The organism is Alphaproteobacteria bacterium LSUCC0396 (assembly GCA_041228345.1).
GTDB lineage: Bacteria > Pseudomonadota > Alphaproteobacteria > Puniceispirillales > Puniceispirillaceae > UBA3439.
In genome coordinates this window covers 1,030,814-1,056,897 of sequence record CP166131.1, presented here as the reverse complement: position 1 = coordinate 1,056,897, position 26,084 = coordinate 1,030,814, and the positions used below count along the sequence as shown (strand labels likewise).

Sequence of the window (26,084 nt, the reverse complement as noted above, 5' to 3'; positions counted from 1 at the left end):
GACTAATAATATGTGCTTTATGGTCTGCAGCTGTATGATTGCCTCAGTTTGAATTTCTGTTTACCGTCAAAAAAAACCTTTGAATGAACTGAATAGTAGTTGCTTGATATTTTTTGGTCCAAAAAAATCTTCGCACACAAAGCGCCTCTCTATCTCATATGAGTTTAAAATAACGCGCTCCCCTGTGTCTAATGACTCAAGTTCATGCTGGGCTCCCTCCACATCTTTACCCACAGTTATTAAACGCCACTCTTTAGAGGTGGCTCTGTCAAAAAAAGTGTTAACTTTCGAAATCATGATTTCCCGTTTCTGTGTAAGCCCAGCTGGGTCCAATTTTCTTCGTGATGGAGGGATGGCTGACTTTTTGTGCAATAAATATCTTGGAAAAAGTCAATGAAAGACACTGTGTGGTGGCGTCTCTGCAAAATAGAAGTAAAACAATGTCCCGATGACAAAGGCTAGTTTTCTACAATTAATCAATTTTCATCTTTATGGTTGCGAATATATCGAGCTCGCTTTTTCTCTTTAACCTTTTCAAGGTCAACTACAATAAAACCATCAACACAGTGATTAAATCCCGGATCAATACTAAACCCACAAAATTTGACACCACCTGGCTGGCACAATTCAGAGTATTGTTTGAACAGCGTGGGGATTTTTACACCAACATATTCCAGGCGCTCTTTTAATTGGTCTTGTTCAAGTCTAAGGTCATGCCCTGGAAAATCAGCTTTAAGAGTTTCCTCAACAGACTTCTCAACCACATAAGGGATCCGCGCTTTTACGAGTGCATCTTGGTCAGGATAGTTGGTTTTGTAGAAATGAATAAGCAAATCGCGAGCACTTTTTGGAAGACTGCTTGATAGTGAAACAGGGCCAAATAAGTATCTAACCTCTTGGTTTGAGTGTAAATATGCACCAATGCCCTGCCACAGATAATCAAGGCTTCTAAGGCCCCAATATTGTGGTTGAACAAAACTACGGCCAAGCTCTAACCCTTCATTGAGTAGCGCCTTCATGTTGGGTTTATATTCAAAAAGACTGCTTGAGTAGAGGTGATCAGGGGATTGATCTGACCAACGCCACACCTCTCCTAATCTATAAGCGCCAGCTATCTCAAGAGAAGCGTCATCCCAAAGAATTAGGTGTCGATAATACCGGTCGTAATGGTCGAGATCTTTTTGTTTTCCCGTGCCTTCTCCAACTGCGCGAAATGTCATTTCACGTAGCCGCCCAATTTCATCCATTATTGGTGAACGTTCATCATACTCGGCAAGGAGTATTTTTTTCCCATCAGCAGTTTCGCCGAGCTGCTCAGCTTTTTGAAGAGCATTGCGCAAACTTTGTCTTTCAACAGGATGGATTATACTCTTTTTTGTCTCAAAAACTGGAGCTTTTTTGCTCCCAAGACTCCGCAAATGTTTGCTAACTAATTGTGCAATTTGCTTACGCTGAAGTGGTAGTTTGAAAAGTGTTTCTGCCTCGATCGATTGCCCGATAATAAGTTCAATCTTTCCTTTGTAATTTAGCATCTCTCTCGGAAGTAGAAGCATAGACGCTACTTGGCTGACTCTGGATGTTAAATAGAAAAGAGCAGAGTTTCTTCCTTTAACAAATATCGGTAATATTGGGGCTGAAGTTTTTTCAGCAATCTTGAGAAAACCAGGTAACCAGCTTCGATCGCGAATACCTTTGGCTCCTGCACGAGACACCTCCCCCGACGGGAAGATGATTACAGCCTCATCATTCTCAAGTGCTTGCGTGATTCGATCAATGTCCGCTTTTCTTGTGTTACCGCTGAAAGAGTTTACTGGTAACATCAACCCTTCGAGTGGATCAATTGACATTAATATGTTGTTTGCCACGATCCTTACGTCTCGCCGAACCATACCTACTACTCGTAAAAGAGTTAACCCATCAATGCCGCCTAAGGGATGGTTGGCTACAACTAAAACTCGCCCTCGCGCAGGGATGTTTTGGATTTCATTTTGCTTTATGTGACAGTCAATTTTTATTCTATTGAAGACGGCATCGATAAAATCAAAATTCCGAGTATATTTATGGGCCTCAAGAAAATCGTTGATTGCTTTTTCTCTTACCAAAGCCCTCAAAAAGTATTTCACAATCGTGCGAAGAATTGAGGGGTATTTTTTGAAACCAGTAACGTGGTTTTCCAGAATTTTCCCTGTGTCAATTTTTTTGACAACATAATCGAAATTATCAAGCATTTGCGCCCCCACAGGACAATCGCACTTTTCGTTATTGCTAGCTGCGCTGTGATGCAGTCAAAGAATTCTAGCAAATGTGAAAAAATTAAGACCAAATCCGTCATTAACGGATGAATGCTTCAAAAATATGACAAAGGTAAAGTTCAATTACAAAGTTGGTGATTGACCAGTTTTTTGGTTCCACCTGAAGGTATTGATTTTGCAATGCGGAGATGTCTGTGCAGAGCCGTGTTGAACAAATTTGTCACGCATTTGTCAAATAAGTGTATCAAAATTGTAATACCAGATCGCTACCAGATTGTGGACTTCTAACGGGCCAGGCCGATCTAATGAATGAAAACGGTCAACAAGTTTTAACCTACAGAGCGATTTGGATTTCAGATACTCATCTTGGAACGCCAGGGGCGCAAGCCGAGTTCCTATTGCATTTTTTAAAACATACACGCAGTGAATATCTTTATCTCGTGGGGGATATTGTAGATGGCTGGCAACTCAAGCGGCGATGGCATTGGCCACAGGCGCATAACGATGTTGTTCAGAAAATTTTACGGAAAGCCAGACATGGCACGAAGGTATATTTCATTCCGGGCAATCATGATGAAGCTGCACGTGAATATGTTGGCATGAAATTTGGTGAAATTTGGATCAAGAGAGATCATGTTCATGAAACAAAACTCGGCCTCAAATTGTGGGTGGTGCATGGTGATCTCTTTGATCATGTAATTCAGCACGCACGCTGGCTAGCTTATGTTGGTGACCATGCCTACGGAGTGTTGCTTAAGCTAAATCGTTTGTTAAATAAAATTCGCAATTGGTTAAACTTACCATATTGGTCACTGTCTCAATATCTGAAGTTGAGAGTGAAGTCGGCAGTTTCTTTTATTTCAGCTTTCGAACATGTCATGGTCACTGAGACACGCCGGCGCAACTGTGATGGTATCGTCTGCGGCCACATCCACAAGCCTGAGCTTCGCTATATTGATGATATTTTATATGCCAATGATGGTGACTGGGTTGAGTCAATTTCTGCGCTTGTTGAGCATACTGATGGAAAACTTGAGCTGGTTGACTGGCACAAAAATCTTGGGTCAGGGTTCGAAAAACAGAATGGGCTCAATCTACCCGAAGAAAACTTTTCAAACCCTGATGCACAAGTGATATTCGCGTCACGAACGCAGGGAATTAAACTTTGAAAATCCTAATTGTAACCGATGCCTGGCATCCGCAAGTCAATGGTGTAGTTCGAACATTAACAATGACACGGGATCATTTGCGGTCCATGGGCCACATTGTTGAGATGATAACGCCTGAGGCTTTCAAGACTATTCCTTGCCCTACCTATCCAGAAATTCGATTAGCGGTATTGCCGGGTCGGAAAGTTGGATCTATTATTCAGCAGCTGAAGCCCGATTTTATCCACATTGCAACCGAAGGGCCTCTTGGGCTCGCTGCTAGAAAGTTTGCAAAACAAAATTCGTTTCTTTTTACCACCGCTTATCACACTAGGTTTCCAGAGTATGTCCGCTCCCGTGTTAGGCTGCCGCTTGCTGTGACATACTCATTTCTTCGCTGGTTTCACGGTGCCTCCCACCTAGTAATGGCGCCAACGCAGACAGTTATTGATGATTTATCAAAATGGAGAGTTGGGAGGCCAGTTCTATGGCCACGGGGAGTTGATCTTGATCTCTTTAAACCAACAGAAAGACCGCAAATACAAGGTAAGGCAAAGAAAAAACCAGTTTTCATTTATGTTGGTCGAGTCTCAGTAGAGAAAAACCTTGAAGCTTTTTTGTCATTGGATTTGCCTGGTGAAAAGCATGTTGTGGGTGATGGCCCTGCGATGTTGGCGTTGCAAGCGCGCTTTCCTGAAACAGTTTTTCATGGCTCAAGGCAAATGGCTGAACTTCCCAAATTTTATAATGATGCGGACGTTTTTGTCTTTCCTAGCAAGACTGACACGTTCGGGCTTGTGTTATTGGAGGCTATGGGCTGTGGTTTGCCAGTTGCTGCGTATCCGGTGACTGGGCCAATTGATGTGATTGGCATGTCGGGTGCAGGGGCTCTAAATCATGACCTTCGAGCAGCTTGTCTTGAAGCACTGAATATTGATCGAAAACTGGTGCGCGCACATGCTGAACAGTTTTCTTGGCAGGCCGCTACGTTGATTTTCGAAAATCATTTGGTTCAGGCAAGGTCTCGGCCGGGTGAATATCACTTTTCCGATAACCCCCATAAGTCGAACCAGGGACTGAAACGTGTTTTTGCAGCTGCCAAAAATTCGTTATCCGGGCTAATTCATGCATTTCGTGAGGAGAGTGCCTTTCGTCAGGAAGTGTTTCTTGCAGTTTTTTTTGTTCCAACAGCGCTGCTGTTGCCGGTTAGCGCATTAGAGACAGCCTTGATGCTGATAACAATAGCGCTGGTCTGGATAGTTGAGCTTCTGAACAGCGGTATAGAAGCTGCAGTGGACCGAATCTCATTGTCAAATCACGGACTATCAAAACGAGCAAAGGATTACGGGAGCGCTGCTGTAATGATTGCTCTAATCGTGTGTGCAACAACCCACTTTTTATTTGTTTGGAGATGGTTGTTTGGGGAGTAGGCGTTTTTATTTAATTATAAAGTTTAGCTGCCTTAACCCTTGGAAGGTGGACTGAATAGGAACTTGAGCAAGAGGACTGTCAACTAAACTTATGCTCACCGCCGAGACCATGATGTTAGTAATCCAAGAATCCCATGCATAAAAACAAAGAGGCGGCGACGTAATTATGAGCGCTGTGACAATCTTCACACTTTTATTTTGCCATGTGAGTTTATCTGATCCTAAAACGACAAACGGCGTAAGGGGTGTTTTTTACAAAGACGTTTTTTCTGTTGGTATAACGTCCAAAAGCCAACCATGGCGATTATGTAGCTGATTTTTGCTTCAAGGATTTTGATCATTTTTTACCTGGTTACCTTATTTAAAGACGCTTAGTCTTCAGAGAACTCATGCAGAATTAACTTTGGTTAGCTGCAGTATTGAATAAGCAGTTTTGAACTTGTAAGCGTCTAAGGCCAATTTCAACGCTGGCATCACACTCCGCCATATTATTTCGTTAACACAGCAATATTAAAAAGATATTGCAGTAAGGCGTAAATTATGTGAATGCGGCACCTAATTGTGCCGACCTTTATTTATTTGTCACATCGATTTTATTTCCGTGCTTGGCTTCCACGCGTTGCTTTTGTTATGCATTCAAATCGCAGTGTATAGGCGGGCTTTAAAAGGCGTTGACCTTTAAATCACAAGCTATGTAGCCGTGAGATCGGAGAAAGCAGATGAAAATACGTCAATTAGCCTCGATGCTTGATGATGCTTTGATTTTGACTGATTTTGATGGAGTTATCACATCGACCAACTCAGTAGCTGTGAGGTGGTTGGGTGAAAATCTGACAGGCCGTAACATTTGCGATTTAATCGATCGCAGCGACCTCATGTTGCTACTCAACAGGGCCGTTAGTGAAACAAAATTCATTGAATTTGTATATGAACCGAAAAGCATCGTTGAGCAGCAATTCAAGGTGCGTATGAAACGGGTGGGCAAAAACCTTGTGGCTTTTCTTTTTTTGGACATGACATTGCAAAGAAATCTGGAAAATGTTCGGCGTGATTTTGTCGCAAATGTTAGTCATGAATTGCGATCCCCTCTCACTAGCCTCGCTGGTTTCGTGGAGACGATGTTAGAGGGGGATATCCATGATCAGGAAATGCAAAAAAGATTTCTGGGCATAATGGATGAAGAGGCCAAGCGCATGTCGAGGCTAATCGATGATTTATTATCCTTATCAAGGGTTGAGGTTGAGGAGCATATCGTCCCGGAAAAAATTATTAATATTAATCAATTATTAAGCGCTGTTTGTGATTCCTTGGCGGGCCAAGCCCGCAAAAAAAACATGTCAATAAAATTTAAAATGTTACAGCGAACTGACAAAGATCAGGATGATGAAGAACGAGATGCTGTGGACGCTATCCGACCATTGATATTTGGCAATCACGATGAAATTACAGAGGTTTTCATTAATTTAATCGAGAATGCAATCAAATATGGTTACGAGGGTAGTGAAATTATTTTGTCGGCCCAAGTTACCGACCCAAGAAAAGTTAAGATTGATGTCATAAATTTTGGTGAGGGGATCGAAGAACGTCATATTTCGAGGGTGACCGAACGATTCTACCGAGTCGACAAGGCGCGTTCACGCCAGATTGGCGGAACAGGGCTCGGACTTGCCATTGTTAAGCATATCATCAACAAACATCGTGGCTATCTCTCAATCGAGAGCAAAGTAAATGATGTAACGAAATTTTCCGTTGCCTTTCCAACTGTACCAGTTTCAAAAGCCACTAATGATCTTATTTCTTAGCTATCATTATTGATTAAATTTGTTTTGTCACAAATCTGTAATAAATTTGTAATCAAAGTGACATCTCCAGTATTTAACAACGCCGGACTACCGAATGAACAGTTTCATTTGGGCAATTCAAATTTCAGGAGTTTAATATGCGTCTTACTTCTCTTTTCGCGGGCGTTGTTGCGAGCCTTGCAATAACAACAGTGGCGCAAGCCAGAGACCAGATCTCAATTGTAGGATCATCAACAGTTTACCCTTTTGCGACAATTGTTGCAGAGAAATTTGGCCAATCCAGTGGTTTCAAGACACCAGTTATCGAGTCAACCGGAACCGGCGGTGGTATGAAGTTGTTTTGCAAAGGCGTTGGCGTTGAGCATCCTGACGTAACTAACGCATCGCGAGCAATGAAGAGTTCAGAAGCCAAATTGTGTGCGAATGCTGGTGTTGAGTTTCAGGAGTTTATTGTCGGCAACGATGGTATTGCTTTCTCCAACAGCCTAAGCGGTCAATCTTTTAAAATCTCTGTCGCACACATCGCCGCTGCTTTGGCGGCTACGTTGCCATACCAGGTTGCAGCAAACGTTTCCAATGAAACGGCAAACGGACTGAAGACATGGGATCAGGTTGATAGTTATGTCGCCAAGGTAACTGGCCAGGCGCTTGCAGGCTTGCCGAATATCCCAGTGTCAATTATGGTTCCCCCACCAACCTCAGGAACTCGCGATGCCATGGGTGAGTTGTTTATGAAGAATGGCTGGAAAAAGTTGGGCCTGAAGGGCGATGGTTATAAAAAGCTTCGGGAAGATGGAGCCGCTATTGAAGTCGGTGAAAATGACTCGCTTATCATCGAAAAACTCGCTGCTGACCAAAATATGTTTGGTATCTTCGGATATTCTTTCTTTGATCAGAACCGTGACAAGGTTCAGGCTTCTGTGCTTGACGGTGTTGATTTGAACTTTGAAAACATTGCGTCCTACAAATACCCCGGTGCCCGCCCACTTTTCTTCTACGTGAAGAAAGCCCACGTTGGTGTGATCCCAGGTATGAAGGAATTCATCAACGAGTTTGTCTCAGAGAAAGCCATGGGTTTAGACGGTTACCTTTTCCCTGCTGGTCTTGTGCCATTGTCTGAAGACGATTTTGCGAAGCAAGTTTCAGCACGTAACTCGCTCTAAGCGACACCGCTCGGTAAGGGCATGCCGCATTTTTGATAGGAATGTGTGGCATGCCTTTTCTTTGAGCACTATAAGTGATAAACCAATGGCCGAATGATAAAGTCATCGCTTTAGGCTTCAAATATCGAATAAATGATTTGACACTGGGTAGGCCTTGAAACAGGTGAACCGAGCTTTGTGTTTGTAGGATTTGATGGACACTTTTTTTTCAACAAACTTTTTGGTTTTTTTTGCCACCGTCGTTTCCTCGATTGCGTCTTTTTACTTAGCTGTGAATCGAGTGCACAAAAAGAGTGTTTCTGGCCAAGGGAAAGCGCATTCTCTCAGACAATACTACGGTTACTATGTGGCCTTGTGGGTTCTTATACCAGCATTACTTCTAGCCCTGATTTGGATGTTCGTGGCAGACCCGATGCTAATGAGCGCTGCCAAGGTTAGGATGGCAGCTGCTTATCCAAATCTTCCAGACTCCTTTCTTAGCCTAAAAATGGCACAGCTTGGCAATATTGCCGCTGGTTATATAAAAGCGCCTGATGACATTATGGCTGCTCAAGCGGAGTTGCTCGTTGGGGCTCAGGCCACAACGGATCGTGCTCGGATATTAACTCTTGCTGCAGTAATGTGTATTGGATTTTTTTACTCATACAGGCGGGTTTCTCCGGAGTTTCGTGCACGTATTCAATGCGAAACATTTTTGCGCCGCCTCTTCTTCTTATCAGCAGGCATAGCCATTCTCACAACTATTGGTATTGTCTTGTCTCTGTTGTTTGAGGCGTTTAGGTTTTTCCGTGAAATCTCTTTGATTGATTTTTTCTTTGGTACGCATTGGGCACCAATGACTGCGCTTCGAGAAGGCGCAGTTGGTGCCAAGGATGAATTCGTAGCGGGGTCAACTGGCTCATTCGGCATGGTGCCGGTGATGGTAGGCACATTGCTCGTGGCAGTCATCGCTATGCTGGTTGCCGTTCCGATCGGACTGTTTTCAGCTATCTATACGTCGGAGTTTGCTCCGCGCCGGGTCCGCAATGTTATTAAGCCAACTCTGGAGGTGCTTGCTGGAATCCCTACTGTCGTCTATGGGTTTTTTGCAGCACTAACTGCTGCGCCATTCTTCCGAGATCTTGGGCTTTTTGTTGGGTTGGATGTATCGTCGCAGAGTGCGCTCGCTGCCGGAGGTGTAATGGGTATAATGATCATACCCTTTATCTCTTCTCTCTCAGATGATGTTATTACTGCAGTACCACAGTCATTGCGTGACGGTGCTTATGGGCTAGGTAGCACCAGGGGAGAGATAGTTATGCGGGTTGTTTTGCCGGCTGCATTCCCTGGTCTTGTTGGCGCATTTTTGCTTGCCATAAGTCGAGCCATTGGTGAGACGATGATTGTGGTAATGGCAGCCGGCGTTGCAGCGAATATGACAGTTAATCCTTTGGAGTCCGTAACAACAGTTACTGTGCAAATCGTTATGTTGCTCACTGGTGATAACGAATTCGACTCAGTCAAAACCCTTTCTGCATTTGCGCTCGGCATCACTTTATTTGTGATTACGTTGTTGTTGAATGTTGCAGCTCTCACTGCATCGCGAAGATTGGGGCAGCGTTATGAGTGATCCAGTTACAATGATAAAGCTCGATAATCAAACTGAAGCTCGGTTCATAAAAATTTCTCAGGGTTTGAAAAAGCGTCACGCTGCTTCCCAACGACTGCGCAATTACGGTGTTCTTGCAATCGCAATTGCTATCGGTTTTCTAACGATTTTATTAACAACCATTGTCAGTAATGGCTACACCGCTTTGAAGCAAACAGAATTGCAGGTTGAAGTTACACTTCCTTTGGAAAAACTCTTAAATAAAGAGGGTGACCTAGATCTCGAAAGGACAAGGGAATTCAACTGGAATGGATTGATTAAGAAAGCTTTTCGCGCTGATTTTCCAGAGGTCACAGGTATGCTCGACCAGAGGGCGCTTGGTGAACTTGTTTCGGAAAATGCTGGGTACGATTTACGTAAGCAAATCGAGGCGATGAGCAGCCCATCCGCGGGCAAAACTAAGATATGGATCAAAGCCTCAGACGATGTAGATATGCTTATGAAGGGCCGCATGGATCGGAGTATCGATCAGTCCAAGCGGCGGCTAACAGACCAACAGCTCGCCTGGATAGATGTGCTGGTCAAAAATGATAGGATCCGTAAGGTTTTCAACAAGACATTTTTTACTGCAGCCGACTCTCGAGAGCCAGAAAGTGCAGGAGTTTTGGGTGCGACTGTTGGGTCGGCAATGGCGTTATTGATTACCGTGTTGTTGGCACTGCCACTGGCAGTAATGGCAGCCGTGTATCTTGAATACTTTGCGCCACCCGGACGGCTTACAGATTTTATTGAGGTGAACATCAATAATCTTGCAGCCGTGCCATCAATTGTATTCGGTCTTTTAGGGTTGGCTGTATTCCTTGGTTTTTTTGGTATGCCACGTTCAGCGCCTTTGGTTGGCGGTATGGTGCTTGCCTTGATGACATTGCCAACCATCATTATTGCAACCCGAGCATCTATTCGAGCTGTGCCAACTTCAATTCGAGACGCTGCTCTTGGACTTGGCGCTTCGCGTATGCAAGCGGCAACAGATCATGTGTTGCCCCTAGCTGCACCAGGTATACTGACAGGAACAATTATTGGTATAGCGCAGGCACTTGGCGAAACCGCACCGCTTATAATGATAGGAATGGTGGCATTTATAGTTGATGTTCCTGCCAGCCTCACTGACCCAGCAACAGCGTTGCCAGTTCAGATTTACATATGGTCGGATAGCGCAGAAAGAGCGTTCTACGAACGCTCGTCATTGGCCATCATGGTGCTTTTGACTTTTTTGATCACAATGAATATCTCGGCTGTTCTCTTGCGCCGAAAATTTGAGAAGAAGTGGTAACGTAAAAATGGACTCGGTAGCGGAAACAGCTAAGGCGGTTAAACTTAGTGCAGTCGGCGTCAACGTCTTCTACGGCGCAAAACAGGCGTTGAACAGCGTGTCCATCGATATTGAGGACCGTTCTGTTACAGCATTTATTGGACCTTCCGGCTGTGGAAAATCAACGTTCCTTCGGTGTTTTAACCGAATGAACGACGTAATTCCTTCCTGCCGGGTGGAAGGAAAAATCCTCATGGGTGATGTTGATGTTAATAGCCCTGACGTGGATCCTGTTTTGTTGAGGGCGCGTATCGGCATGGTTTTTCAAAAACCTAATCCTTTTCCCAAAACTATCTATGATAACGTCGCATATGGGCCGCGCATTCATGGTCTTGCACAAAATAAAAATGAACTTGATGAAGTAGTCGAAGATAGCTTGAAAAAGGCGGGTCTTTGGAAAGAAGTTGCCGATAGGTTAGCCGACCAGGCAACGGGTCTTTCTGGTGGTCAACAACAACGTCTTTGTATTGCCCGTGCAATTGCGATTGGCCCGGATGTCCTATTAATGGACGAGCCTTGCTCAGCACTGGATCCAATAGCAACTTCTGTGATTGAAGAATTGATAAGCGAGTTGCAGCAGCGTTTTACTATTTTAATTGTAACTCATTCAATGCAGCAGGCAGCTCGGGTATCGCAAAAAACAGCATATTTCCACCTTGGCGAGATGGTAGAATATGGCAACACCAAAGATATATTTACTTTGCCAAAAAATGAACAGACTGAGGCCTACATTTCAGGTAAAATTGGTTAGGACAAAAAATGGACAACTCAAAACACATCAGCTCTGCTTTCGATCAAGATTTAGAGTTATTAAACGACTTATTGCAAGAGCTTGGTTTGCTTGCGAGTAATCAATTTGATAAAGCTATTGAAGGTTTGGCAACTCAGAATGACGCTATTTTGGACACCGTAATTACAGGCGACGCCGCACTCGATAAAATAGAAGCTGAAATACATGAAAAGGCAATTGAAATTATTGCTATAAGAGCCCCCCGGGCACAGGACTTGCGCTATGTACTTGTGTCATTGAAAATTGCGACCATCCTTGAGCGCATGGGGGATTATGCACGCAATATCGCCAACCGCACCAGGGTTCTTTCTGAATTAGGTAACGAAAATATTCCCGGTGTTAATATTGGCCGTATGGGGCATGTTACTCTGGAAATGGTTCGTGATGTGATGCTGTCCTTAAAGCATAATGATGCTGAGATGGCACTAAAGGTATGGAGCCGTGATGTTGAGGTCGATCACATGCACACCGCTTTTTACAAAGAGGTGCTTGCATCAATGTCACGAAATCCAAATATGGTGGCTACTGGTGCGCACTTGCTTTTCATAGCGAAGAATATTGAACGGATTGGCGATTATGCCACTGGCATCGCAGAGCAAGTCCATTTCTTAGTTAGGGGCCACGTGCCTGAAGAAGACCGACCAAAGGCCGATAGAACTAGCAGGGTTTTGGGGGCTTGATTTGAGGGTGGTTTGAAATGCTGGCTAAAGTATTAATCGCTGACGATGAAATAAATCAATTAGAACTGCTCTCTTTTAATTTGAAGAAGGCAGGCTTTGAGGTGGTTTCTGCCTCAGATGGTCAGCAAGCAATGGCGGCGATTGAAGATAGGCGGCCTGATATAGCGGTGTTAGATTGGATGATGCCCCACCTTTCTGGTATTGAATTATGCAGGCTCTTGCGATCACGTAACGAGACAAGATATCTGCCTGTAATAATCCTTAGTGCCCGCGGAGAAGAGGGCGACCGAACCTTGGGGTTAGATACTGGCGCTGATGACTACATGACGAAGCCCTTTTCACCCCGAGAGTTGGTTTCAAGAGTTAAAGCGTTGTTGCGCAGGTCTAAGCCTGCATCGATGAGTGATGTCCTGGAATTTGAAGATTTGCGGTTGTTCCCGAGCCGCGTGGAGGTTTACCGTGGGAATGTGTTGGTTCCGTTAGGGCCTAAGGAATTTCACCTTTTATCGATTCTTATTGAACGACCAGGCCAGGTGTTTAGTCGCGCTCAACTCCTTGATCTTGTTTGGGGGCATGGTGTTTATGTGGAGGAGCGCACGGTTGACGTGCATCTAAGCCGTCTTCGAAAAGCACTTGATCATACTGGCGACGGTTCATTGCCAAATTTAATTCGAACGGTGCGTGGTAGTGGCTATTCCCTTCGAGCTGGTCTCCATTAATAAACAGATCTCGTTTAATGCTAAAATTCGAGGCCTCTGCCTTTGAGGCTCACCTCCGCTAGAGCTTGAAAACAATAATGAGTTCAATAGAAAATTTAAAGGCCGTTTCGGAATATCAAGATACTCGGGAAAAATACAGATAGGTTAAGGCAATCAAATGCTGGCCGATATGTAGCAATGTGTGTGGAAGCAACTATGGCAAATACATCAAGAAGGCGTAGCGCGCCACCTAGCAGCAAAAATCCTGCTCACTTTGTGCCGCTTGGTGTGATTATGCGCGACTATGACGGTGTGCTGGCGCAGTATATGAACGAGAGTAAAGCGGATGACGTGGTGATTACGATGCCAGTCACCGTTGATGTGGCGGGTGAGGGTAAACAGAAATTCTTTGTTGCCGTCGCTGTTACGACCAGTTTTGACGAACCTGAGGCGCTGTCAGATGAAATTGAGCGAAGCGCCCCCAAAGGCCACCGTCCGTTATTTGCGTGGGTTCCTGCAAATCTTTATGGCACGGAGGAGTTCGGCATTTTCATTGATGAAATGCCAATTGGTGAAACGCTGAAAAACGGTTTGGTGAACGAGGTTCTGGAACAGGCGGCGGTTGAGGCAACGATTGTTGCGTTGGATCAATAGTCGCGATCTGATTTACGCGGTTTTGGGCAGCAACCATTAAAGGCTGATAAAATGTCGATAATCTATATTGATGCCGATGCTTGTCCGGTCAAAACTGAAGCTGAAGAGATCGCGACCCGCCATCAGATCCGTCTTGTGCTGGTCTCGAACGGCGGTATCCGCCCGTCGCCAAATCCGCTGGTGACACTGGTGATTGTTCCTGACGGCCCTGACATGGCCGATAAACATATCGCTGATCAGGCGGTGCCAGGCGATATTGTGATCACCGGCGATATTCCGCTGGCGGCGAAGGTGATCGCAAATGGGGCAGCGGCGATGCGGCATAATGGCGATGTTTTTACCGCAGCAAATATTGGCGGCCAATTGGCAACCCGCGATTTAATGGCTGATATCCGCGCCGCTGATCCGTTTCTGGTGCAATCGGGCCGGAAAGGCGCAAATGCCGCATTTTCGGCAAAGGATCGTTCACGGTTCCGCAATGCGCTTGAGGCGGAAATACGCAAAGGTCAATTGCTATCTGGGCGGCTGGGGTGATGCCGATGCCCCGACGCCCTGACAACGTTTTGAGCAATAGCGAACCTGTTCCCAGTCACGCGCCCATTTTTTCCGCCATTGAAAGGGCCGTCCACAACTGGCACAAATCTTTTCCGGCAAATTGGCTTTTCGAACCATTTTTGGCATATTTAAACCCTATCAATCGACCGTCGGCGCCACGCCTATCATATAATTTTGGCGCTACGCCTTTCATGGTAATAAAGTCCTAGCTGAAAGGGAAAAAGAATGTCAGCAACGCCTCTAAATATTCTGTTCCTTTGTACTGGAAATTCGGCGCGATCATTGATTGCCGAGGGTGTGCTGCGTCATTTGGGCGATGGTCTTTTTAAGGCATTTTCGGCCGGATCCCAGCCGACCGGTGCGCCAAATCCGTTCGCGCTGCGGGTGCTTGCCGCACATGATATCGAGACCGGCTTTGCCGCATCGAAAGCTTGGGATATTTTTGCCGGTGATGATGCGCCGGCTATGGATTTGATTGTAACGGTTTGCGATAATGCAGCTGGTGAGACCTGCCCGATCTGGCCGGGTCATCCACAGGTGGCGCATTGGGGCGTTGTCGATCCGGCTGCTGCAAATGGCAGTGACGACGAAATTCTAGCGGCCTTTCAAACAACCTATGCCGAGATGAGTTCGCGAATTAGCGCGTTAATCGCGGCGCATCCCGATACAGAAACCATTGGCGATATTGCGCGGGCCATCGGCGCGCAAGCGGCAGGCCGGTCATGACGCGGGATCATCTTTTCCGCCGCCTTTTTGCCGAGTGGTTTGGCACGTTGGCACTGGTCGCAACGGTGGTTGGCTCGGGCATCATGGCCGAAACATTGGCGAATAATAATCTGGCGCTGGCGTTGCTTGGCAATACCATTGCAACGGGTGCCATTCTTGTTGTTTTAATCACCATGCTTGGGCCGGTGTCTGGTGCACATTTCAACCCTGCGGTCAGCGCGGCCTTTCTGCTGCGTGGCGATTTATCGGCCAGACTGGCGGCATTTTATATCATTTGTCAGATTGCTGGCGGTATCTGCGGAACGTTATTGGCGCATTGGATGTTTGCGGCGCCATTACTGCAAGACGCAACGCATCTGCGATCTGGCCTAACCCAATACGGATCTGAATGGGTGGCGACCTTTGGCTTGCTAATGGTGATTTTTGGCGGTGTCAGATATCGCGCCGACGCAGTGGCTTGGATGGTCGGGCTTTATATAACCGCGGCCTATTGGTTTACCGCATCAACCAGCTTTGCCAATCCGGCGGTTACGATTGCGCGATCATTGACCGACAGTTTCTCCGGCATCCATATGGGTGATATGCCGTTTTTCATCCTCGCACAGATGCTTGCGGTCTGGCCAGCGTGCCGGCTTGCGGGGTGGTTATTTGCGGCTGATAACCGGATTGGCGGTGCTGACGACCCTGACAAGGCAGGCGGTTCTGAAAAATAATCCTTTCCATTGAGGGGAAAATAATGCTTTCCATTCTGGCTTATTGGCTATAGGAATGCGGCGCGGATAGAAATCGCCAACCCAAGAGACATTTATATGACCCAAGAGCTACGCAATATAGCCATCATTGCCCATGTTGATCATGGCAAAACCACGCTAATTGACTCGATCATGAAACAAAGCGGTATGTTCCGCGAAAACCAGCAGGTCGATGAGCGGCTGATGGATTCCGGTGATCTTGAAAAAGAACGCGGCATTACCATCCTCGCCAAGCCAACATCGGTGATGTGGAAAAATGTTCGTATCAATATCATTGATACCCCGGGTCACGCCGATTTCGGCGGTGAGGTCGAGCGCGTTCTTGGTATGGCCGATGGGGTGATCTTGTTGACCGATGCTGCCGAAGGGCCAATGCCGCAGACAAAATTTGTGCTTGGTAAGGCGTTGGCACAAGGGCTGCGGCCGATTGTGATCATCAATAAGATTGACCGTAGTGATGGCCGCCCAGAAGAAGTGGTGGACGAAGTGTTCGATCTGTTTGTCGCGCTTGATGCGAATGAAGAACAGCTTGATTTCCCCATTCTCTACGCATCTGGCCGCAGTGGCTGGTGTGTTCGCGATCTGGATGATCCGCGCGATAATCTACACCCGCTTTTGGATGTTATTCTCGATCATGTTAAGCCGCCGCAGGTTGACCATGAGGCGCCGTTTGCGATGTTGGCAACTCTGCTCGACAGCGACCCCTATCTTGGTCGTTGTCTTGTTGGCCGTGTTGTTCAGGGCAGCGCATCAGTCAATGCCAGTGTTCGCGGGCTTAATCTTGACGGCAAAATTGTCGAGACAGGCCGTTTGACCAAATTGATGAAATTCGAAGGCATGTCGCGCATTCCGGTTGATCATGTTCAGGCTGGCGACATTATCTGTATCGCTGGATTGGCCAAAACATCGGTTTCCGACACGATTTGCTCGCCCGAAGTCACCGTGCCATTGCAGTCAACCCCGATTGACCCGCCAACAATGTCGGTCACAATCACGGTAAATGACTCGCCTCTGGCTGGGCGTGAGGGCAAAAAGGTCACCTCGACAGCGATCCGTGAGCGGTTATTGGCCGAGGCTGAAACCAATGTTGCGATCACCTTTAACGAAAGTGGCACCAAGGATTCGTTCGAGATTGGTGGCCGCGGCGAATTGCAGCTGGGCGTGCTGATCGAAACCATGCGCCGTGAAGGGTTTGAAATGACCGTGTCGCGGCCACGGGTTCTCTACCAGAAAGACGAAGCCGGCCAGCGGCTAGAGCCAATGGAAGAGGTGACAATCGATGTTGATGAGGAATTTTCTAGCACCGTTGTGGATAGTCTGAACCGCCGCAAGGGTGAGATGCTGGATATGCGCGCCGCCGGTGCGGGCAAAACCCGTCTTGTGTTCCGCGCCCCATCACGCGGCCTGATCGGTTATCAAAGCCGCTTTTTGACCCAGACCCGTGGGACAGGTGTACTGAACCGTATCTTTGATTCATACGCCCCGCATAAAGGCCCGATCGAAGGTCGCCGTAATGGCGCGCTGATCTCGACTGATTCAGGTGTTGCGGTTGCCTATGCGCTGTTCAACCTGCAAGATCGCGGGCAGATGTTTGTGGCCCCGCAAACGCCGGTTTATCAGGGCATGATCGTTGGCGAACATAGCCGTGATAATGATCTCGAGATCAATGTTCTAAAGGGCAAGCAGCTGACCAACGTTCGCGCGTCAGGTTCGGATGAAGCGGTCAAGCTGGTGCCGCCGCGCCGTATGTCACTTGAAGAGATGATGGCCTATATCAATGAAGATGAATTGCTAGAGGTCACGCCGCAAAGCCTGCGTTTGAGAAAGATGTATCTGTGCCCGCATGAACGCAAAAAAGCCGCCCGCGCGTAGGGTCGCGTGAGGTTATGATCCGGTGATGCTGGTAATCGTGGCAACCATATGGCCATCGATTGGCATGATGCAACTGGCATAATGACAAGCCGCGGATTAGCCGATATGATCGCCCTTACGGATGTTTTATAGACGTTTTATTGACGATTCTTATGACGCGTCTAACCGGGTAAACCAATCGGCCGAATTTTTTGAGTAAAGATAGATTGAGGGTATTTTGATGGCGGGTGATAATTTCAAGCATGTTTATGATAAGGCTGCGATGGCCCGGTCGGTTGCGCGGATGCTTCTTGAAATTGATGCGGTTCTGTTTCGTGCTGACGAGCCGTTTAAACTGACCTCGGGCATGATGAGCCCTGTTTATATCGACTGCCGCAAGATTATTTCATTTCCACGGATGCGTGCTGCCATTATGGATTACGGCGCATCGGTGATTTTAAACGATATCGGCCATGAGTCGCTTGATGCGCTTGCTGGCGGCGAGACCGCAGGGATACCGTTTGCCGCATGGCTTGCTGAGCGCACCCATCTGCCAATGCAATATGTCCGCAAAAAACCCAAAGGCTTTGGTCGCGATGCCCGCATTGAGGGCGATATCAGCGAAGGCCAGCGTATTCTGCTGGTTGAAGATCTGACCACCGATGGGGGCAGCAAGTTGAATTTTGTCGAGGCATTGCGCACCGCCGGTGCCGAGGTAGCGCATACATTCGTGATCTTCTATTATGATATCTTTAAAGATACGCCCGCCCGTCTCGCCGAAGATGGCATCAGCCTTCATTATCTGGCGACATGGTGGGATGTTCTTGCCGAATGCAAGGACGCGCAACGCTTTGATCCGAAAACATTAGCCGCTGTCGAAGATTTTCTGAATAATCCGCGTGAGTGGTCCAAGGCGCATGGCGGCGTCTAGCCAGCTAGGCACACCATTCTAATGCCGCATTTCAGGTAAAAGCTGGTTGGTGTCAATGGGCAGGTCTTGTTTGGCCGCATATTCGCTAAGGTGCGATCCATGGCAAGTTTTGACTATATCATTATTGGCGCTGGCTCGGCCGGCTGCGTTCTTGCTGATCGGCTAAGCAGCAGCGGTAAATTTCGTGTTTTGCTTGTTGAGGCGGGGCCGTCGGACGACCGGTTCTGGGTTCGAACGCCGATTGGTTACGGCATGCTTTTTAATGATAGCCGCGTTAATTGGCGCTATCGCACCAATGCCGAAACTGGCCTGGACAACCGCCAGCTCTATTGGCCGCGGGGCAAGGTTCTTGGCGGATCAAGCTCGATCAATGCGCTGGTTTATCATCATGGCCAGCCAGCTGATTATGATGATTGGGCAGCAGCCGGCAACTCCGGTTGGGATTATCATTCGATCAAGCCGATTTACAATAGCTTTGAAGACATCATCCGCAATGATGATCAGCGGCCCATGATTGGCAAATTGACGGTTAGCGACGTTGCGGATGAATATCACCCGTTGAAATCACATTTCTTCTCGATGGCGAACGAGATGGGGCTTCATAATGACGCTGCCTGCAGGCTCGATGGTGAGGGTCTTTATCCGTATTTTATTACGACACGTCGCGGGGTGCGTTGTTCGTCATCAAAGGCATTTCTGCATCCGGCAGCCTCGCGGCCAAATCTGACGGTTATGACAGATTGCATGGCAACGCGGATTGAAGTGCGTGATGGGCGTGCGATCGCGGTTCATTTAATGCAGCAAGGTGCGCCGGTTCGCCTCGCGGCTGATGGCGAAATCATCATATCGGCTGGGGCGGTGAACTCGCCGCAACTGCTGCAATTATCAGGTATCGGGCCGGGGGCGATCAGCCAGCGCAACGGCATTGATGTTATGCTTGATCAGCCGAATGTCGGGTTACATCTATCAGATCATCTTGGGGTGAATTATTATCAGCGGGCGAGCTGTGCGACCTTGAACTCAGTTTTTGGAAGCTGGCCGCGTATCGGCCTTGCTGGTCTGCAATATTTGTTTACCAAGAAAGGTCCGCTATCGCTTGGGGTCAACCAGCTTGGCGGATTGCTTCGCGCGCGCGCCGATGCGCCACGACCCGATACGCAGATTTATATCAATCCGATTACCTATCGTCCGCCGCCGCCAGGTGGCCGTCGGCCATTCCTGCCTGACCGGGAACCGGGCTTTATCTTCAGCTTTAATTCCTGCCGCCCCTTCAGTACCGGACGGATTGAAATCAATACCCCCGATTGGCGCCAGCCACCATTGATTTTTGGCAATTACCTCTCTGATCCCCGCGATCTGGACGATGTAATCCATATGGCGCGGCTGGTCGGCCGGATGCAGGATAGCGCTGCGGTTGGCCAGATCTTGGCCGCGCCGCCTGAAACGCCGTTATCACGCCTGTCAGACGATGCGATTATTGACGATTTCCGCGCCCGCAGCGGCACGGTCTACCATCCTTGTGGAACCTGCCGAATGGGACCTGATGCGGCGCATGCCGTTGTTGATCCGGCGCTGCGTGTGCATGGGATTGACCGGCTTCGGATTGCCGATGCGTCGGTTTTTCCAAATATAACCTCGGCCAATTTAAACGCGCCGACGATCATGCTTGCCCATAAGGCGGCGCAGCTTGTTCTGCAAGATCGGCAAGGCTAGCAGCGGTGGCTGGTCAAACTGCCAAATCTGGACGAATCTTTTAACCTGCCAAATGTGCTGCTCGCTATCCGGTTTGCGGTGCTTGCCTTGCGGTAAAGGTAAAACAGGCTTATATAACCCGATGGAAGCGCCCCACACGGGTTCCGCAGAATTGGCAAGGTTCTGACGATGAAATGGAAACCCTCTTATTTGTTGGCAGGCCTGTTTGCGGCGGCTGTAACCGGCTGGATGCTGTCTGATGATCTGCTTGGCAAGGCCGAGGGTGAAGCGCCGGTTGCCAGCGTGTCAGCGACCACATCGCCAGAAGCGGCATCATCCGGGGATTCATCTGGGGCAGCGAAAAAGGGACTGATTGTTGCGGCGGTCGAGGTGAAGAACCAGCCGATTACTCGCGTTGTGCGGGCCAGCGGTGTCAGTGAGGCCGAATTTGAAATGACCGTTTCGGCAAAGGCCGATGGACAGATTATCTCGCTGGATGCGGTTGAGGGCAGTGATATCAGGGCTGGTGATGTGCTGGTGCGCCTTGATAAAGGCACCCTCGTCGAACAGATCAGCGCGGCCAAGGCGAATTTAGAGGTGGCAAAGCGACGCCGCGAGGTGACCGAGCGTCTGGCAAAAGAAAATTTCAGTGCGCCATTAGAACAGGCCGAACGTGCCGCCGCCTATGCCACCGCCAAGGTAAATCTGCGCAAACTTGAAGAACAGTTAAGCGATACTGTCATTGTTGCGCCGGTATCTGGTCTGCTGGAAACATTGCATGTTGAAAAGGGTGAGCGTGTTCGTCGCGATACCGCAACGGCAACTCTGTTGGGGCTTGATACGCTGTCAGTTGTTGTGGCAGTGCCGCAAAACGAGGTCTCACGGATTGAGCTTGGAACCAAGGTTAAGGTTGAAATTGCCGGCAATGGGTCGCGTCATGGAACCGTGTCAAAGATTGCGTCAAAATCAAATGCTGCAACCCGCACATTTGACGTAACGATTGATTTGCCTAATCATGATCGGAAATTACGCGTCGGGATGAGCGTTGAAGCCACCATTAACGCTGGCACGCTTGAGGCATTTGCAATGTCGCCAGCGCATCTGTCGGTCGCCGAAAACGGCGCATTGGCGGCAAAAATCGTGGTTGATGGCAAAGCTGTTACCATGCCGGTTGAGGTTGTACGTTCGGGCGCGGAAATGGTGTTTGTTTCCGGATTGCCGGATGGGGCTATTTTGCTGACCGTCGGCCAAGGCTTTGTCGAGGATGGCGCTGTCGTCACTTATAAGCTTACGAGCGCATCATGAATCAAATCATCGAGGCAGCATTTTCGCGCGCTGGCGCTGTTCTAGTTGCCATGGTGATGCTGTTTGCGGTTGGCGTTTCATCCTATTTCAAGATTCCCAAAGAAGCCAAACCCGATATTGATATTCCGGTTGCTTATGTATCGGTGTCGTATGACGGCATTTCGCCTGAAGACGCCGAACGGCTGTTGGTCAAGCCACTGGAAAAACAGCTTCGGTCGGTTGAGGGTCTGGACAAGATGACCTCAATCTCGGCCGAGGGTTACGGTTCGGTGTCACTGGAATTTGCCGCTGGCGAAGATATTGATCAAGCCATTGCCGATGTGCGCAAGGCGGTTGATGACGCCAAGCCTGATTTGCCACCAGATGCCGATGAACCAAAAATTGTCGAGGTTAGCCTTTCGCTATTTCCGGTTTTGACGGCGGCGCTGTATGGGCCTGTGCCTGAACGTGAAATGGTGCAGGCGGCGCGCCGTATTAAAGACCGGTTGGAGGCTTTGCCCAGTATTCTAAAGGTTGATATTGGCGGTGACCGCAAAGAAATTCTGGAAATTCTGGTCGATGCGGCAGCGATAGAGGCCTATGGCCTAGATCCGGCAGCGGTAACCCAGCTTGTGCGCAACAATAATCAACTGGTGACGGCCGGTGCGATTGACGATGGTGGCGGGCGGCTTGTTGTGAAGGTTCCCGGCGTTTTGGAATCGGTTGATGATTTGATCAATATGCCGATCAAGGCAAAGGATGGAAACAGCATCCGGTTTGGCGATGTGGCTGTGGTGCGCCGTACCTTTCAGCAGGCCCAAGGCTGGTCACGGGTGAATGGCGAAAAGGCGATCGTTCTTGATGTTCGCAAACGGGTCGGCTCGAACGTGATCGAAGTGGTTGAGGCAGCGCGCGCAATTATTGATGCAGCTGCCCCGCAAATCGGTGCCGAGGTAAAGGTCAGCTATCTGTTTGATGACTCAAAGCAGGTACGCAATATGTTACGCGATCTTGGCAATAATGTCGGTGCGGCGGTGATCATTGTTATGGTCGTTGTTCTGGCGATGCTTGGGCTGCGCAATGCGACGCTTGTGGGACTGGCGATCCCGGGGTCGTTCTTTGTTGGCATTACCGCGCTGAACGCGCTTGGCATTACGATGAATATCGTTGTGCTGTTTTCGCTGATATTGGTGGCGGGGATGCTGGTTGACGGGGTGATCGTCACGACCGAATATGCCGACCGCCAAATCGCCATGGGCAAGGATCGGCGCGAGGCCTATAAGATTGGTGCCCAGCGCATGGCATGGCCGATTATTTCGTCAACTATCACCACGTTGATGGTGTTTATGCCGCTGTTATTCTGGCCGGGCATCGTTGGGCAATTTATGCAATATCTGCCGATGACGGTGATTGCTGTTTTGACCGCGTCACTGATGATGGCATTGATTTTCATTCCGGTGCTTGGCGGGTTCATTGGCAAAAGGCGGGTTGATACCGCAACAATTTCGGCAACGGCGCCGCGTTTTTATCGCTCGATTCTGAAATTTGCGGTGCGCCGACCATTCATTGTGATGACCAGTGTTATCACCTTTATGGTGGTGTCATTTACCGGATATGTTTCCGCCGGTCTTGGTGTTTCCTTTTTCCCCGATATCGAACCAGATCAGGCGCAGGTTCAGGTGCTGGCGCGCGGCGATCTGTCGGCCAAGGAACGTGATCTTCTGGTCAAAGCTACCGAAGACAGCATTTTAACCCAGCCGGGGATTCGCGATTTCTACGGCAAATCTTTTCGTTCAGGTGGGGCGGGAAATCAGGCCCCGCGCGATTCTGTTGGTACCATCCGCACTGTCTTTGCCGATTGGCAGGAACGCGATAAGGCGTCAGTCTTGATTGACGGAATGCGGGCCCGTGTTGCGCCGCTTGCCGGGGCTGAATTCAGCATCCAGAAACAGCAGCAAGGCCCGGGATCAGCGCAGCCCATCCGCATTGATATTGTCGGAAACTCGCTTGCCGAGATCGGCGCGGCAACGAATGATATCATTGACCGGATGAATAAAATTGGCGGTTTTGTTGATGTGACTGACAGCCGCCCCTTGCCGGGTACCGAATGGTCGCTTGTAACCGACCGCGATGCGGCCAGCCGTCATGGTGTGTCGATCTCGGGTCTTGGCATGATGATCAAGATGCTGACCCGCGGTATGCGCATTTCTGATTACCGGCCAGATGATTCCGAAGATGAACTGGATGTGGTGATGCGCTTTATGGGTGATCAGCGCAATCTTGACCGGCTAAAGGAATTACGCGTTCCAACGGTTGACGGCTCATATGTGCCCTTGTCAGTTTTCGCCAGTCTTGAGCCACGGGTTAAAGGCGGTGATATCGAGCGCAAGGACGGCCAGCGCTATATGTATATTAATGCCAGTGTCGAAAGCGGATTGCTGCCGGTTGATCTGATCAATAAGCTGCGCCAGTCACTGGCCGAAACCCCGGTAAAGGGTGCGGTTGATGTGCAATTTGGCGGTGAGGACGAGGATATTGCCGAAACCCAGAGCTTTCTTGGTACGGCATTTGGCATTTCGATGCTGCTGATGGTGATCGTGTTAATGGTCCAGTTCAATTCTGGCTGGCAGGCGATTGTAACGATGTCGGCCATTATCCTGTCGACTGGTGGTGTGTTTTTGGGACTGTGGGTCACCAGCCGTCCGTTTGGCATTGTTATGTCGGGGCTAGGCGTGATCGCGCTTGCCGGTATTGTGGTGAATAATAATATCGTGCTGATCGACACGTTTAACGAATATCGAAGCCGCGGCTATAGCGCGACCGAAGCGGCGTTCCGGTCTGGACTGGTTCGCTTTCGGCCGGTAATCCTGACCGCGGTAACGACCATTCTTGGGCTGATCCCGATGGTGTTTGAGATGACGATTATTCTGGTTGATCGTGAAATTCTGGTTGGCGCGCCGTCGTCACAATGGTGGACACAGCTGTCTAGTACCATTGCAGGTGGTCTGACCTTTGCCACTGTCCTGACGTTGGTGGCGACGCCGTCAATGCTGGTTCTTGGCGAAACTGTCCCGCGCCAGATCGGCAATGGGGTGCGCTTTATTCTGCGCCGCCCCCGATTGGCCTGACCCCGCCCAAATAATGCGCCCAGATAGGACGCCCAGATAGGATGCCCAGATAGGATGCCCAGATAGGATGCCCAGATAGGATGCCCAGATAGGATGCACCGGGAAATCTATCCGCGGATGATTGCCTCAACTGCGGCGGCTATCGCGAGTAATCTGCGGTCATGGTGGCGTGATCCGATCAGTGACAGCCCGACAGGTCCACTACCCGCCGCATGACAGGGGATGGTGATCGTTGGACGGTCAAGATAGTTGGATATTGCCGTATTGCGAAGGCATCGGGCGCTTTGGGTAATTTTCGACTCGATATCGGGAAGGCTGGATAAAGCCGGTGGCAGGATTGGTGAGGTTGGTAGCACCAACGCATCATAGCCACGAACGGCTGTCTGAACTGACTGCCAAACAGCTTTGCGCGTTTCGATCATGTCGATATATTCGCTTGCTAGGATGTTTTTGCCGCCGTCTAGGCGAAAGGCGATAAACGGATCGTAATCTTTACCCATTCCTGCCTCAAGGCGGGCTTTATGTATCTGATATGCCTCGGCGGCAACAATGCTTTTGGTATTATTGCTTGGCCGCATGGCCTCGATCTCGGCAAGCGATATATCGACAATATTTGCCCCCGCCGCAGACAGCCGGTCAATGGCGGCAGCAAAGCTCTTGGCAACATGGGGATCGAGGTCTTCAAACAGATAGCCTTTTGGCAAGGCAAGTCGCAAACCCTTTACGGCAAAAGGGGCATCTTCCTCGCCAGTGCCACCTGCCATCAAACTGTCAAGAATGGCGCAACAAGATACGCTATTTGCCATCGGCCCAGCGGCATCAAATAAGCGTGATAGCGGAAAAACACCGTGTGACGGCATACGGGTTGTGGTGGGCTTTAGGCCAACAATGCCGCAAAAGGCGGCGGGCGCTCGGGTCGATCCGCCAGTGTCCGATCCGATCGTTGCTGGTGCCATGCCATCACTAATCGAGACCGCGCTGCCCGACGATGATCCGCCGGCAACCCGCCCATTTGATCGGTTTTTAGTGTCGCGTTCAAACGGGCAACGTGGGTCACCATAATGCGCATTTGTGCCAAGGCCGGAAAAGGCAAACTCGGTCATATTGGTGCGGCCAATGACAATAAAGCCGGCCGCCTTTAAACGCGCCAGAACCGTTGCATCACTGCTAGCAGGTGCGGCGTCTTTTAGCACCTTTGAGCCTGATCTGGTGACCATGCCAGCTTCATCAAACAGATCCTTGACCGATAGCGGAATGCCGGCAAATACAGGCAGGCTCCAGCCTTGTTTTCGCGCATGGTCGACCGCATCGGCCTCATTACGGGCGCGGTCATGGTAGGTTTCGATAAAGCTGCTGGCACCCTCGCCATCAGGCTGGTCGATGGCGGCAAGGCAGTCTTCGACCAGCGCACGGGCGCGAATTGATCCGGTTGCAAGCTGGGCGGCTAGGTCTTTTAATAAATAGGTCATGGCAAATTATGTCTTTGTTGCGGTGAAAAATCACGCGGTTTTTTCCAATGTTGGGCTGGTGTTAATCAGACTTGAACTTGGCAAGTTTATTATGCCATCGTTTTGGCAAGCAAGAGATG

The 26,084-nt window shown here is 48.9% G+C and carries 21 protein-coding genes and 1 pseudogene; 19 read left to right on the top strand and 3 right to left on the bottom strand.

What is annotated here, in order from left to right; translation table 11 throughout:
- Positions 1-476: 476 nt before the first annotated feature.
- Positions 477-2,228, bottom strand: a complete 1,752-nt coding sequence (locus tag AB8881_05185; GenBank protein XDZ64278.1) for a lysophospholipid acyltransferase family protein — start codon at positions 2,226-2,228, stop codon at positions 477-479.
- 329 nt (positions 2,229-2,557) lie between these two features.
- Between AB8881_05185 and AB8881_05180 the strand changes: the two genes are divergently transcribed.
- The 12 genes and pseudogenes from AB8881_05180 to AB8881_05125 all read left to right on the top strand — a co-directional run bounded on the left by AB8881_05180 (position 2,558) and on the right by AB8881_05125 (position 14,111).
- Positions 2,558-3,421: a UDP-2,3-diacylglucosamine diphosphatase gene (locus AB8881_05180; GenBank protein ID XDZ64277.1), complete on the top strand. Its 864-nt coding sequence runs from the start codon at positions 2,558-2,560 to the stop codon at positions 3,419-3,421.
- Positions 3,418-4,389, top strand: a pseudogene (locus tag AB8881_05175) (glycosyltransferase family 4 protein). Before AB8881_05180 ends, AB8881_05175 begins: the two are co-directional and overlap by 4 nt.
- The gene (locus AB8881_05170; GenBank protein ID XDZ64514.1) at positions 4,390-4,830 is read left to right on the top strand and encodes a diacylglycerol kinase; all 441 of its coding nucleotides are present in this window, start codon (positions 4,390-4,392) and stop codon (positions 4,828-4,830) included.
- 719 nt (positions 4,831-5,549) lie between these two features.
- Entirely contained in the window at positions 5,550-6,632 is a 1,083-nt protein-coding gene (locus tag AB8881_05165; GenBank protein ID XDZ64276.1) for an ATP-binding protein, read from the top strand.
- 137 nt (positions 6,633-6,769) lie between these two features.
- Positions 6,770-7,795 (top strand): substrate-binding domain-containing protein, encoded by a 1,026-nt coding sequence (locus AB8881_05160; GenBank protein XDZ64275.1) that lies wholly within the window; start codon positions 6,770-6,772, stop codon positions 7,793-7,795.
- A gap of 193 nt (positions 7,796-7,988) precedes the next feature.
- A complete protein-coding gene (gene pstC / locus AB8881_05155; protein XDZ64274.1) occupies positions 7,989-9,404 on the top strand; it encodes a phosphate ABC transporter permease subunit PstC in 1,416 nt (471 codons plus the stop codon).
- On the top strand, positions 9,397-10,716 hold the full coding sequence (gene pstA, locus AB8881_05150; GenBank protein ID XDZ64273.1) for a phosphate ABC transporter permease PstA: 1,320 nt from the start codon (positions 9,397-9,399) through the stop codon (positions 10,714-10,716). The genes pstC and pstA overlap by 8 nt, the downstream gene beginning before the upstream one ends.
- 7 nt (positions 10,717-10,723) lie before the next feature.
- Positions 10,724-11,506, top strand: a complete 783-nt coding sequence (gene pstB / locus AB8881_05145; protein XDZ64272.1) for a phosphate ABC transporter ATP-binding protein PstB — start codon at positions 10,724-10,726, stop codon at positions 11,504-11,506.
- A gap of 8 nt (positions 11,507-11,514) precedes the next feature.
- The gene (phoU, locus tag AB8881_05140) at positions 11,515-12,225 is read left to right on the top strand and encodes a phosphate signaling complex protein PhoU (protein XDZ64271.1); all 711 of its coding nucleotides are present in this window, start codon (positions 11,515-11,517) and stop codon (positions 12,223-12,225) included.
- A 17-nt stretch (positions 12,226-12,242) separates the two neighbouring features.
- Entirely contained in the window at positions 12,243-12,944 is a 702-nt protein-coding gene (locus AB8881_05135) for a response regulator (protein ID XDZ64270.1), read from the top strand.
- Positions 12,945-13,139: 195 nt separating this feature from the next.
- A complete protein-coding gene (locus AB8881_05130; GenBank protein ID XDZ64269.1) occupies positions 13,140-13,577 on the top strand; it encodes a hypothetical protein in 438 nt (145 codons plus the stop codon).
- A gap of 51 nt (positions 13,578-13,628) precedes the next feature.
- The gene (locus AB8881_05125; GenBank protein ID XDZ64268.1) at positions 13,629-14,111 is read left to right on the top strand and encodes a YaiI/YqxD family protein; all 483 of its coding nucleotides are present in this window, start codon (positions 13,629-13,631) and stop codon (positions 14,109-14,111) included.
- Here the strand turns inward: AB8881_05125 and AB8881_05120 are convergent.
- Positions 14,091-14,258: a DUF2256 domain-containing protein gene (locus AB8881_05120; GenBank protein ID XDZ64267.1), complete on the bottom strand. Its 168-nt coding sequence runs from the start codon at positions 14,256-14,258 to the stop codon at positions 14,091-14,093. The genes AB8881_05125 and AB8881_05120 overlap by 21 nt on opposite strands.
- A gap of 99 nt (positions 14,259-14,357) precedes the next feature.
- Here AB8881_05120 and AB8881_05115 point away from each other — a divergent pair, with 99 nt between their 5' ends.
- From AB8881_05115 to AB8881_05085, 7 genes are all read left to right on the top strand, one after another.
- The gene (locus AB8881_05115) at positions 14,358-14,858 is read left to right on the top strand and encodes an arsenate reductase ArsC (protein ID XDZ64266.1); all 501 of its coding nucleotides are present in this window, start codon (positions 14,358-14,360) and stop codon (positions 14,856-14,858) included.
- Entirely contained in the window at positions 14,855-15,571 is a 717-nt protein-coding gene (locus AB8881_05110; protein ID XDZ64265.1) for an aquaporin, read from the top strand. The genes AB8881_05115 and AB8881_05110 overlap by 4 nt, the downstream gene beginning before the upstream one ends.
- 96 nt (positions 15,572-15,667) lie before the next feature.
- Positions 15,668-17,482: a translational GTPase TypA gene (typA, locus tag AB8881_05105; protein XDZ64264.1), complete on the top strand. Its 1,815-nt coding sequence runs from the start codon at positions 15,668-15,670 to the stop codon at positions 17,480-17,482.
- A gap of 220 nt (positions 17,483-17,702) precedes the next feature.
- A complete protein-coding gene (locus AB8881_05100; protein XDZ64263.1) occupies positions 17,703-18,392 on the top strand; it encodes an orotate phosphoribosyltransferase in 690 nt (229 codons plus the stop codon).
- Positions 18,393-18,491: 99 nt separating this feature from the next.
- The gene (locus tag AB8881_05095; GenBank protein ID XDZ64262.1) at positions 18,492-20,105 is read left to right on the top strand and encodes a GMC family oxidoreductase; all 1,614 of its coding nucleotides are present in this window, start codon (positions 18,492-18,494) and stop codon (positions 20,103-20,105) included.
- Between the two features lie 168 nt (positions 20,106-20,273).
- Positions 20,274-21,389 carry an efflux RND transporter periplasmic adaptor subunit gene (locus AB8881_05090; GenBank protein XDZ64261.1) on the top strand — a complete coding sequence of 372 codons (1,116 nt, stop codon included), beginning with the start codon at positions 20,274-20,276 and terminating at the stop codon, positions 21,387-21,389.
- Positions 21,386-24,496, top strand: a complete 3,111-nt coding sequence (locus AB8881_05085) for an efflux RND transporter permease subunit (protein XDZ64260.1) — start codon at positions 21,386-21,388, stop codon at positions 24,494-24,496. The genes AB8881_05090 and AB8881_05085 overlap by 4 nt, the downstream gene beginning before the upstream one ends.
- 107 nt (positions 24,497-24,603) lie before the next feature.
- Here AB8881_05085 and AB8881_05080 read toward each other — a convergent pair whose 3' ends face one another.
- The gene (locus AB8881_05080; protein XDZ64259.1) at positions 24,604-25,965 is read right to left on the bottom strand and encodes an amidase; all 1,362 of its coding nucleotides are present in this window, start codon (positions 25,963-25,965) and stop codon (positions 24,604-24,606) included.
- Positions 25,966-26,084: the final 119 nt, after the last annotated feature.

What these genes read in the sequence shown, in the direction of transcription:
- AB8881_05185 (XDZ64278.1), bottom strand. Translation starts at nt 2,228, where the DNA reads ATGCTTGATAATTTCGATTATGTTGTCAAAAAAATTGACACAGGGAAA.
- AB8881_05180 (XDZ64277.1), top strand. Translation starts at nt 2,558, where the DNA reads ATGAATGAAAACGGTCAACAAGTTTTAACCTACAGAGCGATTTGGATT.
- AB8881_05165 (XDZ64276.1), top strand. Translation starts at nt 5,550, where the DNA reads ATGAAAATACGTCAATTAGCCTCGATGCTTGATGATGCTTTGATTTTG.
- AB8881_05160 (XDZ64275.1), top strand. Translation starts at nt 6,770, where the DNA reads ATGCGTCTTACTTCTCTTTTCGCGGGCGTTGTTGCGAGCCTTGCAATA.
- pstC (XDZ64274.1), top strand. Translation starts at nt 7,989, where the DNA reads ATGGACACTTTTTTTTCAACAAACTTTTTGGTTTTTTTTGCCACCGTC.
- pstA (XDZ64273.1), top strand. Translation starts at nt 9,397, where the DNA reads ATGAGTGATCCAGTTACAATGATAAAGCTCGATAATCAAACTGAAGCT.
- pstB (XDZ64272.1), top strand. Translation starts at nt 10,724, where the DNA reads ATGGACTCGGTAGCGGAAACAGCTAAGGCGGTTAAACTTAGTGCAGTC.
- phoU (XDZ64271.1), top strand. Translation starts at nt 11,515, where the DNA reads ATGGACAACTCAAAACACATCAGCTCTGCTTTCGATCAAGATTTAGAG.
- AB8881_05135 (XDZ64270.1), top strand. Translation starts at nt 12,243, where the DNA reads ATGCTGGCTAAAGTATTAATCGCTGACGATGAAATAAATCAATTAGAA.
- AB8881_05130 (XDZ64269.1), top strand. Translation starts at nt 13,140, where the DNA reads ATGGCAAATACATCAAGAAGGCGTAGCGCGCCACCTAGCAGCAAAAAT.
- AB8881_05125 (XDZ64268.1), top strand. Translation starts at nt 13,629, where the DNA reads ATGTCGATAATCTATATTGATGCCGATGCTTGTCCGGTCAAAACTGAA.
- AB8881_05120 (XDZ64267.1), bottom strand. Translation starts at nt 14,258, where the DNA reads ATGCCAAAAATGGTTCGAAAAGCCAATTTGCCGGAAAAGATTTGTGCC.
- AB8881_05115 (XDZ64266.1), top strand. Translation starts at nt 14,358, where the DNA reads ATGTCAGCAACGCCTCTAAATATTCTGTTCCTTTGTACTGGAAATTCG.
- AB8881_05110 (XDZ64265.1), top strand. Translation starts at nt 14,855, where the DNA reads ATGACGCGGGATCATCTTTTCCGCCGCCTTTTTGCCGAGTGGTTTGGC.
- typA (XDZ64264.1), top strand. Translation starts at nt 15,668, where the DNA reads ATGACCCAAGAGCTACGCAATATAGCCATCATTGCCCATGTTGATCAT.
- AB8881_05100 (XDZ64263.1), top strand. Translation starts at nt 17,703, where the DNA reads ATGGCGGGTGATAATTTCAAGCATGTTTATGATAAGGCTGCGATGGCC.
- AB8881_05095 (XDZ64262.1), top strand. Translation starts at nt 18,492, where the DNA reads ATGGCAAGTTTTGACTATATCATTATTGGCGCTGGCTCGGCCGGCTGC.
- AB8881_05090 (XDZ64261.1), top strand. Translation starts at nt 20,274, where the DNA reads ATGAAATGGAAACCCTCTTATTTGTTGGCAGGCCTGTTTGCGGCGGCT.
- AB8881_05085 (XDZ64260.1), top strand. Translation starts at nt 21,386, where the DNA reads ATGAATCAAATCATCGAGGCAGCATTTTCGCGCGCTGGCGCTGTTCTA.
- AB8881_05080 (XDZ64259.1), bottom strand. Translation starts at nt 25,965, where the DNA reads ATGACCTATTTATTAAAAGACCTAGCCGCCCAGCTTGCAACCGGATCA.